This window comes from Parasulfitobacter algicola, from assembly GCF_013315265.1.
Lineage (GTDB): Bacteria > Pseudomonadota > Alphaproteobacteria > Rhodobacterales > Rhodobacteraceae > Parasulfitobacter > Parasulfitobacter algicola.
In genome coordinates, this window is the sequence record NZ_JABUFE010000002.1 from 82884 (window position 1) to 101933 (window position 19050).

Consider the following 19050-nt stretch of genomic DNA (forward strand, 5'->3'; position numbering starts at 1 on the left):
GGCCAAGGCCAGAAAATCAGTTCAGACAATCGCTTCTGGTACGCCGGGCAGATTTTTCCCAAATCTGCGGGCAACTGTCAGTGGATAGGGAAGCAAAAAGCCCTTGCGACTTTGCGGGCTTTGCTTTTTGTTTTGATCCGCCAAAGCACGCCAGGCGGCCACAGCAGTTTCGGGATTGAACAAGTTGTCCGCAGCGTCATCAGGCAACCAATGTTCAAAACAGCGCTGACGCAGATTTTGAACATCCTGCGGCTTATCCAGGATCACACCAGCTTCGGTATCCCAATTAAAACTTCGGCCGTTCAGATTGGCCGATGACACCATTGCAGTGTCATCAAAAATAGAAACTTTTGCATGAACATAAATGATGGGTGCGGCATGAAGCGTATCACGATCATCGCTGTCAAGCTTGCGCGGTTGGGCCGGGGCACCGATAAAGGCACGTGATCCAAAAGCCTGACTGACGGTCGAAACACATTTTGCCTGAAGATATTCGCCATATCTGATATCTGACGTTTTACTTCGCTCGAACGCGGCCTCTTCTGGGGCGGCAGGAAGAATTAAGATCAGCCCAAGTGATGGGTTGTTTTTGGCGGCCTGCGCTAACGTATTGGCAAGCTGCGTATCCCGAAAGAACTGCGTTTCCAGATAGATCAAATTCTGCGCTTTTTTGACCTGATCATAATGAAAATCGGCAATTTCCGTCAATTCGGTGCGTGGCGATATGGATAGCGCATTAAACTGTTTTGGTCTTGATAAAGTCCGGCGCAGCTGATGTGTGACCGGCGTGGCATACTTTGGGTTTTCAAAGGCCTTGAGGTGGCTTTCGGCTTCTTTTGCGACGGGCCCTTTGACCAAAAGCTGCATATCATGCCAGGTTTGCGATGCCTCTTGCGCGTGATCCGGATCATCATATCGGCGATCATTCAAATCAAGACCGCCAATATACAGACGTTCGCTGTCAAAAACGGCCAACTTCTGATGATGTGACGCAGGTATAAGGCCAGGTAAAACACCCTGTTTTACGGTCAGTTCATCATCCTTGATATCAATGTATTGCTGCAATCCCGGCATCAGTTCCACAGCATCCATCCGATCATTTTTATCAAGATCGTTCAGTATGTTGATTGTATTTTTCAGCTCATCCCGCGCTTTTTTCATAAATATAATGCGCGGCAAAACCCCAACCTTGGCGGGATGCATAGCCGCTTTGGCTGTCAAAAGTGCTTCTTGGCCTGATTGTTTGGCGGCTTTGCGCAAAGCACGCATGGTTTCCCATGTTCCTTTGTGCAGCCAAGGCCGTGCGATTGGATCAAAATCTGAGACTATCAGATTGATCTGGACACCGCGTGACAATGTATGGACCACCAAATCGAACCAGGTCTTTCCGATTTTTTGGGCAGCAGGCGAACGTAGCTTTGTCGACAGATCAAAAACACGAAACCCCGCGCGAATGTCTTTTTCCGCTTCCAAAAAGCATGTTTCAAGAACAGGGAACGCTTCGGCTGCAGTCATGAGGATCTGCACGGATGCAGGATCGTTTTGGTGTGCTGACATCAATAATCCAACGGTGCGTCTATGAATTCGGATACAGGGAATTCAACCTTGACCTGATACGCTTCGTCTGTTTCCTCAATAGTTATACTGCCCTCAAGTTGGCGTGCAAACGCCTGGATCAACTGCGATCCCAACCCGGTTTTGCCCAATACCGGAGGCTGCGACCCTTTGGAATTTATGATTACCAGTCGGGCATTTACGGTATCAATCAATTCAAGATGTACTTTAATCCATCGTTCATCGTTCGTTTCTGTACCAACATATTTAATGGCATTCGTTATAGCTTCTGACAACAGCAATGACATCGGGACAGCCTGATCGGGATATAGCACAATCTGATCCAGATCGGTTTGCACATCAATCGTCGCACCTGGCTGTTCACCAACGACAAGCAACTGATTTGTAATCTCTTTCACCAATATACTTGCATCAACCTGACTAAGGTTTTCCGTTTGATACAAATTTCTATGTATTGTCGCCAAGCCTAGCACACGGTCCTGCAACCGCTTGACCACATCGATGGTTTCCTGATTAGAGGTCTTGCGCATCTGCATATTCATAATTGAACTGATCAGTTGCAAATTGTTTTTCACACGGTGATGCACTTCTTTAAGCAAAACATTTTTTTCACGAACTGAGTCTTCCAATTGTGCTTCTTCTTCCATCAGGGAATAGGCCATCAATTGAAAGTTTTTTTGCATATCAAGCAATTCAAGAGGCATCATATTGGCTTCTTGCAGATCAGGAAGGCGCCGGTTTTGCGCAAAACGACGCATTTGCGTACCAAGTTGATTGATGTGTCGCACGACCAAACGATGAACGGAAAAATAAGCTACAATCAAACTCGCTACCCACATCACCACCGCGAACAGCATAGGCGAGACAATTGAATTAAAATTAGTAAGCAGCGGGATATTCGGACTCCAGGTTCCCAATGCAAAGACAACGCCCGGCACAATCGGCACCACGGCAAATTCCCGTTCTTGTCCATTTCGATTAACTCCGGAAAAGACATTGGGTTTTTGTCCGACCAATTCTGCTAACTCTATACCGTCAGGCAAATGATCTTCCACATTGTCAAACCCACCCTCTGCGGTCAGGATATCGCCATTGGCATTGAAGGTTATCAATTCCAGCGGTGTGCGATCCATAATGCGATCGCTTGCCTCTGACACGGTTGAATGTGGCACCGAAACTGAAACATATCCGTTAAATTCATCATCCACAAAAAAAGGCTGCATGATAATCAAAACCGATGTTTGGCTTATAGGTGCATCAAGGTTCACATCAACGTATGGTCTTGGATTTTCGATAAGATCCTGAAATCCAGCAGAACCGGAAAAGTCAAATTCCTGAGTTACCGAAGAACAGCGAATAACGCCATCAGTACGTTGTAAACCGATAAATGAATACATTTCAGTTTCATTCAGATATCGTTCAAGATATTGCTGACATCTTATCGGATCTTCGCGGATCAACTGCAACACGACACCTAGGGCTTGCGCTGCACCAAACGCATGTTCGACAACCTGCCTTTCTTCTGTTGCAGCGTGTTCTGTCATGGCCAGCAGAGACAACTCAGAGCGCTTGCGAACCTCTTCCACAACTTCGGATGTTTGATAAATTGCGATCAAACCAATGGGTAAAAGTGCCATCGACAGTAGGAAAATTATCCTGATTGCCAATGATTTATGCCATGATCTCCTGCGAGATTTGGCTGTTAATATTGATTTATCAGAGACTGCCTGGACCATTATTCGCGACGACCGCCATTGTTGCACTGTCTGTCAATTCCATTGCACCATCGTCATCGAGTGACAAAATTTCCGTCAGTCTTGCCCGCCCTCTGTTGGCACGACTTTTCACTGTGCCAACAGCGACACCGCACATTTCCGCCGCTTCTTCATAGGAAAATCCTGACGCACCAACAAGTATAAGAACTTCACGCTGTTCAACTGGCAATGTGTCAAAAGCTTTGCGAAAATCAGCCATTTGAAGATGCCCATCATGGGCAGGCTTTTCTGCCAGACCGGCTGTAAATACGCCATCAACGTCTGCCACTTCCCGCTTTAATTTACGACGGCTAGAATAATATGTGTTGCGCAGGATTGTAAAAAGCCAAGCGCGCATGTTTGTTCCGGGGTCAAATTTATCTATATTCGTCCATGCTTTAACAATCGTGTCTTGCACCATATCATCAGCAGTCGAATTATTTCGTGTCAAACTCATTGCAAATGCTCTTAGGGCCGGTAAATGCTCTACCAGCTCGTCACGCGGATCAGCGTTTTTCATTCTGCGCCGCCTTCGGTCGTGTTGGAATCTTTTGCTTTCAGTTGATTCAGCAAATCCATAAATCGATCAGGTAATTCCTCTTGCAGCGCTTCTTGATAGACGCGCTTTAAATTTTCATCGATTTGAACTGCTCTTTTATCTGAGCTTTTATCTGTCATCACTTGCCTACTGCCAAAAAATTTATCACATTCCACACATTTACTGGAACCAAACGCACACACGAAACGTTTGGTTCCCGAATAAAACGAAAAAAGGTTTTCTCGATGCAAGATAACGCTCAAGCGACGGATCTGACAACACAGATTGGCATACATCTTCCCTTTCTGCGACGGTATGCCCGTGCGCTGACAGGAAGCCAAAACAGTGGTGACAAATATGCTATTGCCACGTTGGAGGCGATCTTAGAGGACGCATTGGTTCTTGACAGCGAAATGGCAGTGAAAACTGCACTTTTCAAAGCATTTCATGCAATTTGGCAAACAACGGGCGCACCGGTTTCATCTGAAGAAACGGGTTTGCGCGCCGAAGCACAAAGGCATTTGTCAAAACTGACAACAAACACACGTGAAGCCCTTTTGTTACACACTGTGGAAGAATTTACTTTTTCCGAAGTAGCAAAAATTATGCAGATCGATACAGTCGAAGCAGAACATCTGATTAAAGTTGCGCGCCAGGAAATGGAAGATTTTATCGCCGGTTCCGTTTTGATTATCGAAGACGAAGCGATTATCGCCATGGATCTGGAAACATTGGTTGCAGACATGGGCCACCGTGTCACCGGCGTGGCACGCACCAGAGCCAGCGCGCATGACCTTGCCAAATCCGATCATCCAGATTTGATTTTGGCAGATATCCAACTTGCAGATAATTCGTCTGGTATAGATGCTGTAAACGACATTCTGTCCGAACTGGGTGACCGTCCAGTGATCTTTATAACCGCATTTCCTGAACGTTTGTTGACAGGGGATCGACCAGAACCTGCCTTCTTGATCTCTAAACCTTATACAGAGGATCAGGTTCGATCCGCAGTCAGCCAAGCAATGTTCTTTTCTTCAACCGAAACGCTGAAGGCCTAAACGAAATGAAAGTCTAAACAAAAAGGCCCCGCTATTTGCGGGGCTTTATTACTTTATTGCTTTGCAATCGCTTTCAGCATCCATGCCGCTTTTTCATGAAACGCGGACCTTTCTGTCGCCAGATCTTCGGTCACAGGATCATTTCGTTCACCCGCCAATTCAACCAGAGCATGAAGTCTGTGCGCAATTTTTTCGTGATTTTCAGCAAGATCTTCACACATTTTGCCAGCGGAAGGTAATTCATCCATATCGGTAATGACGGAATTCTCCACAATATCACTAATTTTCATTGGGGCCATTTTACCCAAGGCACGAATACGCTCGGCAATTTCATCGGCTGCCTTGAACATATTTTCATACTGTTCTTCAGTCAGATTGTGAACCGAATAAAACAGCGGGCCTTCGACATTCCAATGATACGCATGTGTCTTGAAAAGAAGACGATATGTATCTGCAAGAATATCTGCCAGCCCTTCTGCAACACCTTCAACATTGCGTACGCCGCTTTGAACGCTGTTTTCTTCGGGAATAACTTTCAGTGCATCTGTCATGTCAAACTCCTTCTTTAGTTCGAAGTTTTAACGTCTTGACGATCTGTATTGTTCCATCAGGCTGCAGGTTTTTCGGCGTCAACGGATGGTGGTTGCAAGTCATTCCCGTAATCAATCGCCAAGGTTATCAAAACCGGTCCAGTGGCTGCCTTTGCATCTTTCAGTATTCCTTCAAGCTGGCTAAATTGATCGACAGGTATGTGCTGCCATCCAAAGGCCTTTGCCAAATAACCCCAGTCTGGATTTTCAAAAGACAGCTCTGTGTGTGTGTCGGCGTCAGCTTCCTGTTTGGCCTTTATCAGACCATAGCCTTTGTCTTCCCAAACCATCACCGTGACAGGCAGATCAAGCCGTGCTGCCGTTTCCATATCCTGGACATTCATCATAAAATCACCATCGCCACAGATGGCCATGACATGTCCTGTATCCTGCAAGTCCGCCGCTGCGATGACGCCGGGTAAAGCAAGCCCCATACCGGCCAATCCATTGGCGATTATAACCTGGCCTGCACGTTTTGGCGCAAGGTTACGGGCAACTTTCAGTTTATGTGTTCCAACACCGGAAATAATCCAATCATCAGTTTCCAGTTGTTGTTCCACGACGGCCAACACATCTTCGGCACGCATGACATCAGCATCAGATGCGGTCAGACAGGTTGCGCGATCAGATCGCATACGGTTTTGCACATCCGCAACCTCTGACCACAAATCCCATTGATGGCCCGATAATGCTGCGACCAAACCTTTCAGCGTTGCAGACAGCGACCCTGTCACATCGCAGGATATCGCCCAACCCACGTCTATCGCTGCTGGTGTTTCTGCAAGGTGCAACACCGGCACACGACCGCCGTTGGTTAATTTGGATGGTGAATATTCAATTGGATCAAACCCAATCGCGATAATCAGGTCGGCCGACCCCAATGCCGTGTCAATGTGATCTTCGTAAGGTTGCCCAAGGGAAAATATGTTCAATTCATGATCGGCAGGCAGCAAGCCCTTGCCCATGAACGATGTTGCAACAGGTAACTTCAGGCTTTCTGCGAAATACTGCAACTGATCATGCGCCTGCGCACGTACAACGCCTGCCCCCGCAACCACAATAGGCTGACTTGATCCACGTAAAAGCTGTGCAGCTGCCAAAACCGCTTTAGGGTCAGGCAAACCCATTTTGGGGAACGTGACTGTGATCGGGGATGCATCAACGTCTGTACCGGCGACATCGACCGGCAACGAAAGGTGAACAGCACCGGGGCGTTCAGCGCAGGCAACACGAACAGCTTCCGCGACGGTTCCCGGAATAGACTGCGTGTTCAGTATTGTTTGCGACATCTTCGTAATGGGCTTGAACAAGGCGTCTAGATCAATCACCTGGTGGCTTTCCGACATCTGCATCCGGCCAACTTCGCCTTGGGCAGAGATCGCAACAAGTGGCACAAAATCAAGCGTGGCGTCCGCAACGCCAGTCACTAAATTCGTAGCACCAGGTCCAAGGGTCGCCAAACACCCTGCGGGCTTGCCCGTCATGCGTCCATAAACGGATGCCATGAAAGCAGCAGCCTGTTCGTGGCGCACCAGAACAAATCGTATATCAGATTGATCAATGGCCAGCATAAGGTCAGTGTTTTCTTCGCCGGGAATGCCGTAAATAACTTCTATTCCAGCGGCTTGCAGACATTTTACGAAAAGCTCAGCACCTGTCATTATATCACCCCATAAGCCGTCATAGCATCTGCGACCTTGCGATATGCCGCGATATTTGCGCCACGGCGGTAGTTTATGAAATTACCATCACGGCCTTCGCCCGCTGCGCGATGATGTATGCCTTTCATTATATCCTTCAAGGCCGTGTCGATTTGCTCTGATGATTGAAACTGTCCATGGGCGTTCTGGCTCATCTCAAGTCCAGAAATGGCAACACCGCCCGCATTTGCAGCTTTGCCAGGTGCATAGTGAATATTTTCATCAGCAACCAATTGCGCAGCGCCAGCCGTCAAAGGCATGTTTGCCCCTTCAGCAATAATCTTAGCCCCTGCATCCAACGCATCTTTGGCGTGGGATTTATGCATCTCATTTTGGGTGGCACAGGGCAAAACAATGTCAGCGCCAAGACCCCATGGCAAAGCGTTTTCTTTGAATGTCAGTCCAAGGCTTAATGGCGGATCAGCAACGTCTTCACCTGCCGCTTTGCGATCTTGCACCCATTTGACAGCGTCTTGACCAAAGCCATCTTCATTTACCAATGTGCCGCTTGTGTCCGACAAACTGATGACTTTGGCCCCTTCGCAAATGGCTTTTTCCGCAGCATGGGTGGCAACATTTCCTTTTCCGGAAATGACAATTCGCTTGCCTTCAATGCTTTGGCCCTGTTCCGCCAGCATATTCTGCACAAAATAAATCAGCCCATAACCAGTGGCCTCAACCCGCATCGCGCTTCCACCAAAGGCTTGTCCCTTGCCCGTAATCGCGCCATGAAACTGACCTTCGTGGCGTTTATATGCCCCGAACAGAAACCCAATCTCGCGCGTGCCGACATTGATATCTCCCGCAGGCACATCGCGATCTGGTCCAATATGATGACTAAGCTCGGCCATGAAGGCCTGGCAAAATCGCATGATCTCGCGTGTGGATCGCCCTTTGGGATTAAAGTCAGATCCGCCTTTACCGCCCCCCAAAGGCAGACCAGTCAGTGCATTCTTGAAAACCTGCTCAAAACCCAAAAACTTCAAGATCGATGGACCGACTGTAGGATGAAAGCGAATACCACCTTTATAAGGCCCTATGGCATTTGACATCTGCACGCGCCAGCCACGGTTAATCTGAACTTCGCCGTTATCGTCTTCCCAAGTTACGCGAAATCCAATGATACGATCAGGTTCGGATAAACGTTCCAGCACTTTGGCAGCTGCATAATCACTGTGTGCTTTTTCGATTGTAATGACATCTTCTGCCACTTCCTGCACAGCTTGCAAGAATGCATCCTGCCCTTCATTGCGATCTTTCACCGCTTTCATAAAATCACGAACTAAAACTTGACGATCTGTCATAGATTCACTGCCTTTCAGGCACGCCTTTTTTTGCGCGCATTGAAGCATAACCCACAAGTCGTCGGAATAGTTCCCGTATTTATTCAGCGGATATCTTGCAAAGATTTTGGATAATCTCACTAATTGAATCAGTTGTGAAAGGCATTTCAACAAAGGTGCAGTTGAAATGATCTGATGTTTCGTAACGATCTTCATCACGTATTATCAAAACATGCCCGCTGCACTGAACAATCTTTTCCGCCAAGCCGGACTTTTGAATGTCAGCCGGGCGCGCATTTACAAATGCAGCTGTTAAATCATCAATCTTCTCAAGCGCTGCCAAAGCAGCTTCCTGCGTTTCGCAGACCGTAACCACCGAACCCGGTGCAGAAGCCATAACAATTTCACTTAGATCGCGCGCAACAAATGGGTTAGGCTCAAGGATAAGAAAGTTTAAAGACATATTTTAGCCCCCACCAAAAAATAAGGTATGGAACAATCTTGATGCCGCCGCATTTAACTATGACATAGAAGAAAGATTTTTTGTTATGACAACTGACTGCAACCGATGCCCACTTAGGAAATTGCCCGCTTTTGTGGAATTCAACCGCAATGACCTTTCTTTTATGCAGAAATTCAAATCTGGTGAACTAACAATTGATCCTAAAACCCCCCTTTTAATGGAAGGATCAAACAGCCCACAGCTTTTCACTTCCTTGCGCGGTATGGGTCTTCGGTACAAAACTTTAGAAGATGGACAACGGCAGGTCATCAATTTTGTGTTTCCAGGGGATTTCATTGGCATGCAGGCGGCAGTCATGGGGGAAATGTGTCATTCGGTTGAAGCGACAACATCCATGACATTATGTGTTTTTAACCGTTCAGAGTTTTGGAATTTTTTCAAAGAAAACCCAGAACGCGCATTTGATTTAACGTGGCTTTCTGCCGTTGAAGAACACTTTTTGGGTGAGGCACTGACGTCGATCGGACAACGCACCGCGATGCAAGCAATGTCTTGGGCATTTGTTCGAATATTCCTGCGCGGACAATCCTTGGGTATGGTTGAAAATGCAGTTATGCCGCTTCCTTATAAGCAACAGGATATCGCAGATGCACTTGGGCTTTCGCTGGTGCACACGAATAAAACACTGGCCAAATTACGGGATCTTCAGTTGGCGTCATGGTCAGATGGTGTTTTGCAGATCAATGACTTGGAGGCACTGGCCGAAATTGCCCATACATCATCAGACCCATTGCCAGAACGCCCTTTGATATAATGGCATCAAAAGATCTGACCAAAGGGCCCGTTTGGAAGGCCCTGGCAAGCGTATCAGCGCCAATGTCTTTTGGCATATTAGCCGTTCTAAGTGTTGGCATTGCTGATGCTTATTTTCTTGGGCAATTGGGTGGTGCGCCCTTGGCGGCGGTTGGCTTCGTCTACCCCGTTACAACCGCAATTACGTCCTTGGCTATTGGTCTGTCAGCCGGTGCAAACGCTGCAATATCGCAAAGCCTGGGGCGCGGTGATGATACGGCCGAAACCAGTCGTCTGGCATTTCATGCATTTGGACTTGGTATAATATTATCGATCATGGTCGCCTTCCTGTTTGCACTTGCCGGACAATATTTATTCAAGGCAATGGGTGCAAATGGGCAGGTGCTGGAAGAAACAAAGAAATATCTTCCATTCTGGTCATTATCGTTTCCTTTTCTTGTTGTGATGATGATTACAAATTCGATCTTTCGGGCGAATGGTGACGGCGGAACATCTGCTGTCATCATGATATTGGCAGCCCTTATCAACATTGCGTTGACCCCATTGTTTATATTCGGGTGGGCCAGCATACCAGCAATGGGTACGGCAGGTGCGGCATTTGCGACAGCGATTGCACAAGCGACAGCGGCGTTCGTTGCCGTCGGATATGCAATTTTCACCAAGACTGTGATTTTATGCGGCAATCCAATGAAAAACCTGATGCAATCCATTAAACAGGTAATGGCAGTTGGGCTGCCTGCATCGTTTTCCAATGCAATCAATCCAGCCGGAATGGCGCTGGTCACGGCAGCCGTTGCCACCCTGGGTGACGCCGCTGTGGCAGGTTTCGGGGCCGCAGCACGTGTCCAATCCATAGCAATCGTTGCACTGCTTGCTTTATCTGCTGGTATTGGCCCGGTGGTTGGGCAGAACTGGGGCGCTGAGCGTCAGGACCGCGCCCGTGAAGCCGTTCGCCTGTCTTGGACATTTTGCGTCATATACGGGATTGTCATTGCAATTATATTAACCGCTTTTTCAACGCTGATTGCAGATACAATCGCGTCTGATCCCGAGGCCGCGGAGTACACGGCACGTTATCTTCAAGTTGTTGGTTGGAGCTTGTTTGGATATGGCATCCTTGTCACGGCAAATGCCGCCATGAATGCGCGGTCAAAGGCGGTCCATTCAATGGGATTGAGTCTGGCGCGCATATTTGCCATCTATCTGCCGCTGGCTTGGCTGGGCGTGTGGATGTTTGGATATATGGGTATTCTTGGCGCAACAGTATTAGGTAATATTTTCGCGGTTTTCGGTGCGATAATCACTGGAATAGCGACAGGGCTAGTCAAGATAGACAATACGTTCCTGCAGCGTTCGGCAAATTGGTTAAAAAACTAAGACAAGAACGTCAGAAGTTCAGCTTCGCCCTGTCTTAAGCCTGATATGGATGATGGCTTTAGCGCTTTCAGCCATCGCGCATGTTGATCTTTGTTCAGATCCGAAAGGGCAATGATATCAGGATGAATATAGCTGTTGCGCGCAATCGTTGGCGTATTGTGTAATCTTTCTGCGGCAGCCGTTGCCATATCTTTTATTGTTACGGGCGCTGATGTTAAGGCCATTTGAAATGCCGCATGGGATCCATTCCATGTTCGCAATGTCTTGGCGCTGATATTTTCGCCGCATATTCCTTTTAGAACTGTTTGTACTTGTTCTGACCTGACAGCTTTGACATCGCCTTCTGAGTTGATCCATGACACCAATTCTGGACCTGGTAAATCTTCGCTTTGTTCAAGAACACGCTGCAGTTTCTTACCTTGCAACTGCTTGGAAACCGCTTTGCCACCTTTGGCAGTATAATTCAGAATAATCTTTGACCCATCAAAATCGACATGCCTGTTGCGCAATGTTGTTGCGCCATAGCTTCCGTTATCGGCCGTGTAATCGGGATGACCAACGCGCAGTGACGCACGATCTATTAAAGCCAAGACAGCTGCTACTGCTGTTTCAACCTCTCCAACTTCGCCTGATAGACGATCATCAATCCAACGTCTTAGACTTGGTAGCGTTTCACCGAAATTTGCGAGCTGATCAAACTTACGCTGTGCCCTTTGTGCAGACCAATCTGGATGATACTGATATTGTTTTCGATTTCTATCATCACGGCCCGTTGCTTGAAGATGGCCATTATCATGCGGTGACATCCACACATTTTGATAGGCTGGCGGCACAGCAAGTGCGTTCAAACGAGCACGCATTTTTTTGCACGCAACACGTGTGCCATCTGACGCCAAGTATGAAAATCCACGACCCCTTTTTTGCCGTGTAATTCCTGGTTTTTCGTCAGGATAATAAATTAACCCAGAGATCAACGACTGCATTGCTGACATCGATATACTGAAGTGCTTTGAAGCGCTGACAAAATCATATCATGACTCTATTTTTTGCTAAGCTCACTTCCTGATTTCAAAACCTGATCCCCGTCATTCTGTTCAACCAGATAGGCGGGGTCATCCTTTGACGCGTTTCTCGTAACTTCGGTTCCTTTCAGGGTTTTTGTGATGTCGCTTGTGTATTTTTCGACAATTTCACCCTGACCTGTCCCATTGCCCCAGTTCCATTTAACCGTATCACCCTTGGAATAATCCGACATTTTACGCCTCCATTCTTCAGCATTTATAATTCAATATGCTGCTTTAACGCCGCAATGCTTTGATTAGTTCAGATTTTGTCATGTCCCACCGACCTTCGATGTCCAACTCAGTAGCACGATCAAGCAGGTCATCCTTCGTCCATTCCTCGTAAGGTGGCGCCTTGCCACCTTTTTCAGAAGGCGACATGTCTCTATTGGCTTGCGCATTCGCAATTGCAGCTGATTTTTGCTTTGAATAGCCTTTATCCCGCAAGGCTTCGTATGTTTCTTCATTTTTAACTGAAGGGCCATGATCTTTGTTCATCAATTTTCCCTTTCGCTTGCATCACTTATGAATTCGTCTTTGACTTGCCCCCAGGCCAACAGGGCGAAAATCGCTGTGCCACCTACGATATTACCTGCCAAAACCGGTAGGAAAAATCCGAATATCGCATTCATTATGCCCAGCTCACCACGTAAAAGTAGAAATGCCATTTCAACAGATCCCGCAACAACATGTGTGAAATCGCCTGCAGCAATCAGCCACGTAAAGGTCAGGATCACCATAAAGGCGGAACTTTCAGACTGTGGTAACATCCAAACAATTGCGGCAACCAAAATGCCCGCAGGAATTGCACGCATAAAGCTTTCACCAGCCGGCATGCCGACAGCATGTTCTGATAACGACGTTATTGCCGGTAAAAGTTCAGCGGGAATTGCGCTTGTGTGGGCGTATAATGCTGCGATTGCAAAGGCCCCAACAACGTTTGCTGCAAGAACAATTGCCCACAGTCTTGCAACGCATCCGAACATTGAAAAAGTGGGTTTGACCATAAATGGAAGAACAGTGGATATGGTGTTTTCAGTGAAAAGCTGCATACGGCCCAAAATGACCAGCAAAAATCCCAGACTGTATCCTAGGTTTTCAACCAAATAGCGCCAAGGCGCATCTGGTAGATATGTTCGAAAAATTGCTTCGCCCAGAACAGAAAAGCTGATCATGATGCCAGCGGCAATACCAGACCAGATCAAAGACCTTGTCGTGCGCTCAAGCTCTTCTTCACCGTCGCGGCGTATAACCTCATAGATCAATTTTGAAGAAAGTTTTGAAGCTGCTTCTATAGATCTACGCTCGGATTTTTTATCCAGCCTGACTATATCGTCTTTATCATTATCTGACACTTTTTGCCCTCGAATTCATATAACGTATCTTTTAAAACACCGGTTGGACCGGAAAGTTCCTCTTAAGTTTTATTCTGTTCACTTATATGGTTTATTGCACATCTTTGCCGAATAAGGCAGGGATTATCGCGATCAAAGCACTGCTGCTAAAGGATAAATCATGGGTATTAATACGGAAAAAGATGTCGAAGCAAACTTGCAGATCGGTCCAACTGATCTTGGCATGGTTCGTATTTTTATCGAAGCAAATGGTGTTGAAATTCCAATGGATTTCGAACCAGAGGAAGCGCAAGAAATCGCCGAAGAAATTTTAGCGGCTGCCAAGGCTGCAAAAGCAACAAAATAGATCAAAGATGGATCAACCCCGGATCCCGCGCATTATGCCAGCGCATAGCAGCTTGACGTGCGAATTTATGTAATAACGTTTTGCGACGCGGCGCAGACAACTTGTTTTCAGGCCCAGTTCTTATGATATCTGCATAATATGCATCTGCAATTATAATGCCGGTTTCCTCAGGCAGAAGTTCTGTCATGAAATCGCTATTAACAGCCCAGAAATATCGGTCACACCATTCAAGATAGTTTTGCCATTTTTTATCTGATTGAAAGTCATTTCTGCTGGATTTGCATTCTATAATCCAGAATTCGCCTTTGGGCCCCAACGCCATGACATCGACACGCAGGCCCGTTTTTGGTGTGAATTCTTCTATTGAAACAAAATCAAGGGACGCCAGATGGCGACACACTCCGCGTGCAAGTTCCTGGCCTGGCTTTAGTTCAAGTGTCATACGCAACAATATGAACAAAAAGTGAACAAGCGCAATGGCACTTGTTCACTTTTTCAAACTCTTTCACCCTGTGGGATGAGCGTGGAGTTAGGCAGATAATCTCATGCCAACATTGTGCACGATACGAGAGGTTGCAAATACAGGCATATGCTTGCCAAATCGTATCTCTGAAAAACTTTCAGCCACTTGGAACTTTTTGCCCAGCAACAATGGGACATCTTTTTTAGTTTCTGCAGCTGAATTTGCGATCTTGGCAATGCTTTTCGCATCACATCCATTTCCGAGAATGCTGTATAAAGATGGAAGCAAATCGAACAATTCATCCGCATCTTCACCGTTTCTGTCGCTTAACAGAATTGTTGAAACATTTGGATTATAATATTCTGCAGCCAACGAAACTGACAGGGTATGTTGATCACCCACATAATCGCGAAGTATCAACAAATCGATTGGCGATGTTCTCAGGAAAGAAAGAGCACCATCAACAGTAAGTTTTTGCTTGGCTGATATACTGTGTGCTTTCAAGGCAGTGCCGATTTTACCAACTGACGAAAACCGGGAATCTAGTACTAGTGCGTGCATTCGGCTTCTCCTACACAAAACAATCGTTAAACTTTGCCCCTAAGCAGTGAAAACAATGTGACCTATGCGCACTTAAAAATTGATGAAAATGTTGGCTATTTGTTTTTTGGCATGAAAAGAAATAGATAAAATTCAAACAAAACAATCACTAACTTGAAATATAAAAGCATCAGCCTTGCCGCACGCCCTATTAAGGCATAGGTAAGCGATTGGCGGGTTCTGCCCTTCTCGTACATAAGGTTAAATTCCAGTGGCCTTAAGCAATTCCGAGGGAGCTGGCTCTGATTGGGCCGTGGTCTAGTTATCTGGCGCCCACCTGTACATACAGGTCCTCGGGAATTCATTACCTTCACGGTTGCGTGCGGGCCCGCCGCTTTCAATATTTTGCATGATTGAACTGTAACGGTAAATCAGAGCCGCTTTTTTTGCGCAGCGGCTTTTACCATAACAGGTTGTAATTCACGTGGCATGATAGGTGTACCACGTTTTGGCGTATCGTCTTCTTTCATATTCATAATAGCTATGCCAAATTGCACGCCTGAAAAAACAATACCGTTCAACATAAACAGTACAAAAGCCGCCAACCAACCGCCTTGGGTGTGCGTCACAAGATGCCAAAGGTTCGCGATGTTGAAATAAAACAGACCAACTACGAATACGGCTGAGATAATGAAGCCAATGATCGTATGCTTTATATAGAGGTGGACAAGTTTTGGCATCTTTGATCTCCTTAAACGTACTTTAATAATAGCCCGAGTAGCCTGTTTTACAAATGGATCAGAAAGCGTCTGGTCGTGCCTCTCGGGCCATGTGATCCAAAACGGCGTTGACGAACTTAGGTTCCTTGCCTTCGGGGAAAAAAGCCCGGGCGATATCTACAAATTCAGTGATAACAACTTTTGGAGGTGTTTTTGTTTTGACCATCTCTGCCCCCGCTGCACGGAACAACGCACGCAATGTTGGGTCAATCCGTGCAATTGGCCATTTGGCAACCAAGGCACGATCTGTCATCTGATCAATGGTAGCCTGATTATCAACAGCGTTTTCCATCAGATCACGAAAGGTGTCGATATCGCCTTCGGCCATTTCGTCACCTTCGTAAGTGGCGCCAAAGCGGTGATCTTCAAATTCGCTTATGACACCATCGACACTTTGGCCAATTGCCTCCATCTGGAAAAGCGCCTGAACAGCATAAAGTCGTGCTGCCGATTTCATCTTGCGCTTTTGATTGTTGGATATTGTCATGCCGTCGTTGATCCATCTGCATTACCTGCCAAAAGGATATTTTCTGATGCAGGTTTAAAACCCACCCCTTTGGTGCGTCCACCCCATTTGCGGCTAAGCGCAATTAGATGCAAGGCCGCAGCCGCAGCACCACCCCCTTTATTTTGATCTGCAGGATCTGCACGAACCTCGGCTTGTTTACGGTTTTCAACCGTCAGAATACCGTTACCGATACAAAGCCCTTGCAGTCCCAGCAATTGCAACGCGCGACTACTGTCATTGCAGACGGTCTCGTAGTGGGTGGTTTCGCCGCGAATGACACAGCCTAATGCGACGTATCCGTCAAAGTTGGAAAGTCGTTCAGCAATACACACAGCCGTCGGCACTTCAAGCGCTCCAGGAACTTCGGTGATCTCATACGTGGCACCTGCGGCATCTAACTCGGCCTTGGCACCATCAATCATATTATCCGCGATATCGCGATAATAAGGGGCGACAACGATCAAAACCTTGACCGGTCTGTCAAATTCCGGTCGTGGCAATATGTAATGTGTTTCATGTCCGACCATCAGCCAATCTCCGATATTTTACAAGTCCCGACAATTTCCAGGCCATAGGCGTCTAATCCGACGACTTTTGGTGTGGGGGAATTTGTTAGCAAAACCAACTTTGACAACCCGAGTGATGATAATATTTGGGCACCTAAACCGTATTGCCGCAATGTCTGTGGCGATACCTCACTCTCGGCGCTTAGCTTCATATGAACATCGCGCAGTAATACCAAAACCCCGCGACCTTGATCAGCGATAAGGCGCATGGCATCACTGAATTCTGCCGCCCTGCCCTGACCACCAACGCCGACGATATCCAGCATCGGGTCCATCGCATGCATACGCACCAAAACAGGATCATCACCGGAAATGTCGCCCTTGATCAACGCAATATGCTCTGCACCTTGGGTTTCATCCGTATAAATCCGCAAATCCCAATCGCCGCCAAATTCTGATGTGATCGTCTTTGATGTGCGCTGTTTGACCAGATTATCATGTCGGCGACGATACGAGATTAGATCGCTGATCGTACCGATCTTCAAGTTATGAAGCTGCGCAAAGGCAACTAAATCCGGCAGGCGGGCCATGGATCCGTCTTCGTTCATAATTTCGCAAATGACACCTGATGGGTTTAACCCTGCTAAGCGGCTAACGTCCACTGCCGCCTCAGTATGACCCGCACGCACCAGCACACCACCATCGCGTGCGCGCAACGGAAAGACATGGCCCGGACTTGCGATATCAGCCGCGGTTTTTCCACTGTCGATGGCGACGGCCACCGTACGGGCACGATCATGGGCGGAAATCCCGGTGCTGACGCCTTCGCGGGCCTCAATCGAGACGGTAAAGGCAGTTTCATGACGTGATGAATTATAAGATGCCATCAATGGCAGCCCCAAGGCATCAATGCGGTCGCCTGGCAAAGACAGACAGATCAGACCGCGCCCGTGCATCGCCATAAAATTAATCGCCTCAGGCGTGGCCATTTGCGCAGGAATAACCAGATCACCTTCGTTTTCGCGATCCTCATGGTCCACAAGAATAAACATCCGGCCATTACGTGCATCTTCAATGATTTCTTCAATCGAACTGATGGCATCGCGCCAGTTTTCTTCGACCGGACCCGGTATTTCAAAACTCATGGGTGTTCTCCAAAGTAGGTGTCAGCCGTGATATAGCCCGCAAGACGCCCAGCCTTGGACCATTCCCGTTCAAGATCAGTATCGCCAATCAAAATGATGCCGTCTGAAGAGGCATCGGCCAAACGAACAGCCTTTGTGATGCTTGCCCGTGTATCAGACCAGCCTGACGTAAACTTCGGTGCAATCGTAGCGGCATCAAGTACAGCGTTCTGTTCGACAATGACCTGCGCATCTAAAGGGGCGTGAACAACGGCAATACGGCTGCAATATTTCAGGTCTGACAATTTTTCCCGGCGATTTTCCGGAAGGCAAGCATTGGATTTAATCAGTCGCAATGCATTGCTGGAAAACAGAAACCCAATTACATCCCGGCCGGTACTGGCCCTGACACTTGCGTATGATTTGTAATCCAGCCCAAGTTCCTGAGCCCGTTTGACGCGGACACGTATAACTTCAATTGGAAGTTTGGGCAGCAGATCAGACCGCGCCTTGGTCCAAGAATGCTTTCGCCAACTATAACCCGGCTCCATTGTGGGGCCGTTGTTGTGCCCTATCAGACTCATGTTTCATAATCTTTCAGACGGGCCACATAACGCGCCAGCGTATCAATTTCCAAATTTACATGATCGGCGACTTTCACAGTACCCCATGTTGTCGCAGATTTGGTATGTGGAATGAAATTGATGCCAAAATCGGTGCCATTCACTTCATTCACGGTCAGTGACGTGCCATTCAGTGCAACCGAACCCTTTGGCGCGATAAATTTAGCCAGGGCTGACGGCGCGCGCAATGTGACGCGCGTACTGTCTCCATCGTCTTTAACCGCAATAACATCGGCCACACCATCCACATGGCCTGAAACAATATGACCGCCCAGCTCATCCCCCACCTTCAACGCACGCTCAAGGTTAATATGATAACCTTTTGACCACCGTTTCAGATTACTTTTTGACAAAGTCTCGGCCGATACATCCACATCAAACCAATCGTCGCCCAACGCGACGACGGTTAGACAAACGCCATCACACGCAATGGATGCCCCGATATCAATTTTGCCAGTGTCATAACGCGTTTCAATACGGGCACGCAGGTCCCCGCTTTGCTGAACGCTTTTTACCTTGCCAATATCCGTAATGATGCCTGTAAACATGTATGCCTCTTTTGCTATTCCCCACCTAGCCCGAGTGATGGGCTGA

24 protein-coding genes are annotated in these 19050 nt (G+C 47.4%); 4 read left to right on the forward strand and 20 right to left on the reverse strand.

Features of this window, described 5'->3' with window-relative positions; all coding sequences use genetic code 11:
• Window positions 1-21 precede the first annotated feature (21 nt).
• Genes HRQ87_RS04195 through HRQ87_RS04210 form a run of 4 tightly spaced genes read right to left on the reverse strand, consistent with a single transcriptional unit; the run spans window position 22 to window position 4007 of the window.
• Window positions 22-1557 (reverse strand): phospholipase D-like domain-containing protein, encoded by a 1536-nt coding sequence (locus HRQ87_RS04195; RefSeq protein ID WP_174135576.1) that lies wholly within the window; start codon window positions 1555-1557, stop codon window positions 22-24.
• On the reverse strand, window positions 1557-3242 hold the full coding sequence (locus tag HRQ87_RS04200; RefSeq protein WP_174135578.1) for a sensor histidine kinase: 1686 nt from the start codon (window positions 3240-3242) through the stop codon (window positions 1557-1559). The genes HRQ87_RS04195 and HRQ87_RS04200 overlap by 1 nt, the downstream gene beginning before the upstream one ends.
• Window positions 3243-3291: 49 nt before the next feature.
• A complete protein-coding gene (locus tag HRQ87_RS04205) occupies window positions 3292-3849 on the reverse strand; it encodes an RNA polymerase sigma factor (protein WP_174135580.1) in 558 nt (185 codons plus the stop codon).
• A complete protein-coding gene (locus tag HRQ87_RS04210) occupies window positions 3846-4007 on the reverse strand; it encodes a NepR family anti-sigma factor (protein ID WP_174135582.1) in 162 nt (53 codons plus the stop codon). Before HRQ87_RS04210 ends, HRQ87_RS04205 begins: the two co-directional genes overlap by 4 nt.
• 105 nt (window positions 4008-4112) lie before the next feature.
• Between HRQ87_RS04210 and HRQ87_RS04215 the strand changes: the two genes are divergently transcribed.
• The gene (locus tag HRQ87_RS04215) at window positions 4113-4925 is read left to right on the forward strand and encodes a response regulator (protein ID WP_174135584.1); all 813 of its coding nucleotides are present in this window, start codon (window positions 4113-4115) and stop codon (window positions 4923-4925) included.
• A gap of 53 nt (window positions 4926-4978) precedes the next feature.
• On the opposite strand, the gene HRQ87_RS04220 is transcribed toward HRQ87_RS04215, so the two are convergent.
• The 4 genes from HRQ87_RS04220 to HRQ87_RS04235 all read right to left on the reverse strand — a co-directional run bounded on the left by HRQ87_RS04220 (window position 4979) and on the right by HRQ87_RS04235 (window position 8961).
• Window positions 4979-5476 (reverse strand): Dps family protein, encoded by a 498-nt coding sequence (locus HRQ87_RS04220; protein ID WP_174135586.1) that lies wholly within the window; start codon window positions 5474-5476, stop codon window positions 4979-4981.
• Between the two features lie 56 nt (window positions 5477-5532).
• Window positions 5533-7176 (reverse strand): acetolactate synthase large subunit, encoded by a 1644-nt coding sequence (locus HRQ87_RS04225; RefSeq protein ID WP_174135588.1) that lies wholly within the window; start codon window positions 7174-7176, stop codon window positions 5533-5535.
• Complete coding sequence (gene gdhA / locus HRQ87_RS04230; RefSeq protein WP_174135590.1) at window positions 7176-8519, reverse strand: NADP-specific glutamate dehydrogenase; 1344 nt, start codon at window positions 8517-8519, stop codon at window positions 7176-7178. Before gdhA ends, HRQ87_RS04225 begins: the two co-directional genes overlap by 1 nt.
• 79 nt (window positions 8520-8598) lie before the next feature.
• The gene (locus HRQ87_RS04235; RefSeq protein WP_174135592.1) at window positions 8599-8961 is read right to left on the reverse strand and encodes a hypothetical protein; all 363 of its coding nucleotides are present in this window, start codon (window positions 8959-8961) and stop codon (window positions 8599-8601) included.
• Window positions 8962-9046: 85 nt separating this feature from the next.
• Between HRQ87_RS04235 and HRQ87_RS04240 the strand changes: the two genes are divergently transcribed.
• Both HRQ87_RS04240 and HRQ87_RS04245 read left to right on the forward strand, forming a co-directional pair.
• The gene (locus HRQ87_RS04240) at window positions 9047-9775 is read left to right on the forward strand and encodes a Crp/Fnr family transcriptional regulator (protein WP_174135594.1); all 729 of its coding nucleotides are present in this window, start codon (window positions 9047-9049) and stop codon (window positions 9773-9775) included.
• A complete protein-coding gene (locus HRQ87_RS04245; RefSeq protein WP_174135596.1) occupies window positions 9775-11151 on the forward strand; it encodes an MATE family efflux transporter in 1377 nt (458 codons plus the stop codon). Before HRQ87_RS04240 ends, HRQ87_RS04245 begins: the two co-directional genes overlap by 1 nt.
• Here the strand turns inward: HRQ87_RS04245 and HRQ87_RS04250 are convergent.
• The 4 genes from HRQ87_RS04250 to HRQ87_RS04265 are packed head-to-tail and all read right to left on the reverse strand — an operon-like array spanning window position 11148 to window position 13567.
• The gene (locus HRQ87_RS04250) at window positions 11148-12143 is read right to left on the reverse strand and encodes a DNA topoisomerase IB (RefSeq protein ID WP_343035136.1); all 996 of its coding nucleotides are present in this window, start codon (window positions 12141-12143) and stop codon (window positions 11148-11150) included. The two genes, HRQ87_RS04245 and HRQ87_RS04250, sit on opposite strands and share 4 nt — an antisense overlap.
• Window positions 12144-12190: 47 nt before the next feature.
• The gene (locus HRQ87_RS04255; RefSeq protein WP_174135599.1) at window positions 12191-12406 is read right to left on the reverse strand and encodes a hypervirulence associated TUDOR domain-containing protein; all 216 of its coding nucleotides are present in this window, start codon (window positions 12404-12406) and stop codon (window positions 12191-12193) included.
• A gap of 43 nt (window positions 12407-12449) precedes the next feature.
• A complete protein-coding gene (locus tag HRQ87_RS04260) occupies window positions 12450-12710 on the reverse strand; it encodes a DUF7218 family protein (protein ID WP_174135601.1) in 261 nt (86 codons plus the stop codon).
• Entirely contained in the window at window positions 12710-13567 is an 858-nt protein-coding gene (locus tag HRQ87_RS04265) for a formate/nitrite transporter family protein (RefSeq protein WP_174135603.1), read from the reverse strand. Before HRQ87_RS04265 ends, HRQ87_RS04260 begins: the two co-directional genes overlap by 1 nt.
• Window positions 13568-13727: 160 nt before the next feature.
• Between HRQ87_RS04265 and HRQ87_RS04270 the strand changes: the two genes are divergently transcribed.
• The gene (locus tag HRQ87_RS04270; protein WP_174135605.1) at window positions 13728-13913 is read left to right on the forward strand and encodes a DUF6324 family protein; all 186 of its coding nucleotides are present in this window, start codon (window positions 13728-13730) and stop codon (window positions 13911-13913) included.
• A gap of 1 nt (window position 13914) precedes the next feature.
• Here the strand turns inward: HRQ87_RS04270 and HRQ87_RS04275 are convergent, their stop codons facing one another.
• The 8 genes from HRQ87_RS04275 to HRQ87_RS04310 form a co-directional block, all read right to left on the reverse strand.
• On the reverse strand, window positions 13915-14355 hold the full coding sequence (locus tag HRQ87_RS04275; RefSeq protein WP_174135607.1) for an MmcB family DNA repair protein: 441 nt from the start codon (window positions 14353-14355) through the stop codon (window positions 13915-13917).
• Between the two features lie 87 nt (window positions 14356-14442).
• Entirely contained in the window at window positions 14443-14937 is a 495-nt protein-coding gene (locus tag HRQ87_RS04280) for a hypothetical protein (protein ID WP_174135609.1), read from the reverse strand.
• A gap of 410 nt (window positions 14938-15347) precedes the next feature.
• Complete coding sequence (locus HRQ87_RS04285; protein ID WP_174135611.1) at window positions 15348-15656, reverse strand: hypothetical protein; 309 nt, start codon at window positions 15654-15656, stop codon at window positions 15348-15350.
• Between the two features lie 58 nt (window positions 15657-15714).
• Window positions 15715-16182: a transcription antitermination factor NusB gene (gene nusB / locus HRQ87_RS04290; RefSeq protein WP_174135613.1), complete on the reverse strand. Its 468-nt coding sequence runs from the start codon at window positions 16180-16182 to the stop codon at window positions 15715-15717.
• Window positions 16179-16730, reverse strand: coding sequence for a 6,7-dimethyl-8-ribityllumazine synthase (locus HRQ87_RS04295; protein WP_174135615.1), 552 nt, complete (start codon window positions 16728-16730; stop codon window positions 16179-16181). The genes nusB and HRQ87_RS04295 overlap by 4 nt, the downstream gene beginning before the upstream one ends.
• Window positions 16730-17854 (reverse strand): 3,4-dihydroxy-2-butanone-4-phosphate synthase, encoded by a 1125-nt coding sequence (ribB, locus tag HRQ87_RS04300; protein ID WP_174135617.1) that lies wholly within the window; start codon window positions 17852-17854, stop codon window positions 16730-16732. Before ribB ends, HRQ87_RS04295 begins: the two co-directional genes overlap by 1 nt.
• On the reverse strand, window positions 17851-18417 hold the full coding sequence (locus HRQ87_RS04305) for a hypothetical protein (protein ID WP_174135619.1): 567 nt from the start codon (window positions 18415-18417) through the stop codon (window positions 17851-17853). Before HRQ87_RS04305 ends, ribB begins: the two co-directional genes overlap by 4 nt.
• Window positions 18414-19004 (reverse strand): riboflavin synthase, encoded by a 591-nt coding sequence (locus tag HRQ87_RS04310; protein ID WP_174135621.1) that lies wholly within the window; start codon window positions 19002-19004, stop codon window positions 18414-18416. Before HRQ87_RS04310 ends, HRQ87_RS04305 begins: the two co-directional genes overlap by 4 nt.
• Between the last annotated feature and the right edge of the window lie 46 nt (window positions 19005-19050).

Coding starts and splice junctions, on each gene's coding strand:
- HRQ87_RS04285 (WP_174135611.1), bottom strand. CDS start 15,656: ATGCCAAAACTTGTCCACCTCTATATAAAGCATACGATCATTGGCTTC.
- HRQ87_RS04210 (WP_174135582.1), bottom strand. CDS start 4,007: ATGACAGATAAAAGCTCAGATAAAAGAGCAGTTCAAATCGATGAAAAT.
- HRQ87_RS04215 (WP_174135584.1), top strand. CDS start 4,113: ATGCAAGATAACGCTCAAGCGACGGATCTGACAACACAGATTGGCATA.
- HRQ87_RS04250 (WP_343035136.1), bottom strand. CDS start 12,143: ATGTCAGCAATGCAGTCGTTGATCTCTGGGTTAATTTATTATCCTGAC.
- HRQ87_RS04205 (WP_174135580.1), bottom strand. CDS start 3,849: ATGAAAAACGCTGATCCGCGTGACGAGCTGGTAGAGCATTTACCGGCC.
- HRQ87_RS04260 (WP_174135601.1), bottom strand. CDS start 12,710: ATGAACAAAGATCATGGCCCTTCAGTTAAAAATGAAGAAACATACGAA.
- HRQ87_RS04235 (WP_174135592.1), bottom strand. CDS start 8,961: ATGTCTTTAAACTTTCTTATCCTTGAGCCTAACCCATTTGTTGCGCGC.
- HRQ87_RS04255 (WP_174135599.1), bottom strand. CDS start 12,406: ATGTCGGATTATTCCAAGGGTGATACGGTTAAATGGAACTGGGGCAAT.
- HRQ87_RS04280 (WP_174135609.1), bottom strand. CDS start 14,937: ATGCACGCACTAGTACTAGATTCCCGGTTTTCGTCAGTTGGTAAAATC.
- HRQ87_RS04225 (WP_174135588.1), bottom strand. CDS start 7,176: ATGACAGGTGCTGAGCTTTTCGTAAAATGTCTGCAAGCCGCTGGAATA.
- HRQ87_RS04310 (WP_174135621.1), bottom strand. CDS start 19,004: ATGTTTACAGGCATCATTACGGATATTGGCAAGGTAAAAAGCGTTCAG.
- ribB (WP_174135617.1), bottom strand. CDS start 17,854: ATGAGTTTTGAAATACCGGGTCCGGTCGAAGAAAACTGGCGCGATGCC.
- gdhA (WP_174135590.1), bottom strand. CDS start 8,519: ATGACAGATCGTCAAGTTTTAGTTCGTGATTTTATGAAAGCGGTGAAA.
- HRQ87_RS04195 (WP_174135576.1), bottom strand. CDS start 1,557: ATGTCAGCACACCAAAACGATCCTGCATCCGTGCAGATCCTCATGACT.
- HRQ87_RS04245 (WP_174135596.1), top strand. CDS start 9,775: ATGGCATCAAAAGATCTGACCAAAGGGCCCGTTTGGAAGGCCCTGGCA.
- HRQ87_RS04240 (WP_174135594.1), top strand. CDS start 9,047: ATGACAACTGACTGCAACCGATGCCCACTTAGGAAATTGCCCGCTTTT.
- HRQ87_RS04270 (WP_174135605.1), top strand. CDS start 13,728: ATGGGTATTAATACGGAAAAAGATGTCGAAGCAAACTTGCAGATCGGT.
- HRQ87_RS04295 (WP_174135615.1), bottom strand. CDS start 16,730: ATGGTCGGACATGAAACACATTACATATTGCCACGACCGGAATTTGAC.
- nusB (WP_174135613.1), bottom strand. CDS start 16,182: ATGACAATATCCAACAATCAAAAGCGCAAGATGAAATCGGCAGCACGA.
- HRQ87_RS04275 (WP_174135607.1), bottom strand. CDS start 14,355: ATGACACTTGAACTAAAGCCAGGCCAGGAACTTGCACGCGGAGTGTGT.
- HRQ87_RS04305 (WP_174135619.1), bottom strand. CDS start 18,417: ATGAGTCTGATAGGGCACAACAACGGCCCCACAATGGAGCCGGGTTAT.
- HRQ87_RS04220 (WP_174135586.1), bottom strand. CDS start 5,476: ATGACAGATGCACTGAAAGTTATTCCCGAAGAAAACAGCGTTCAAAGC.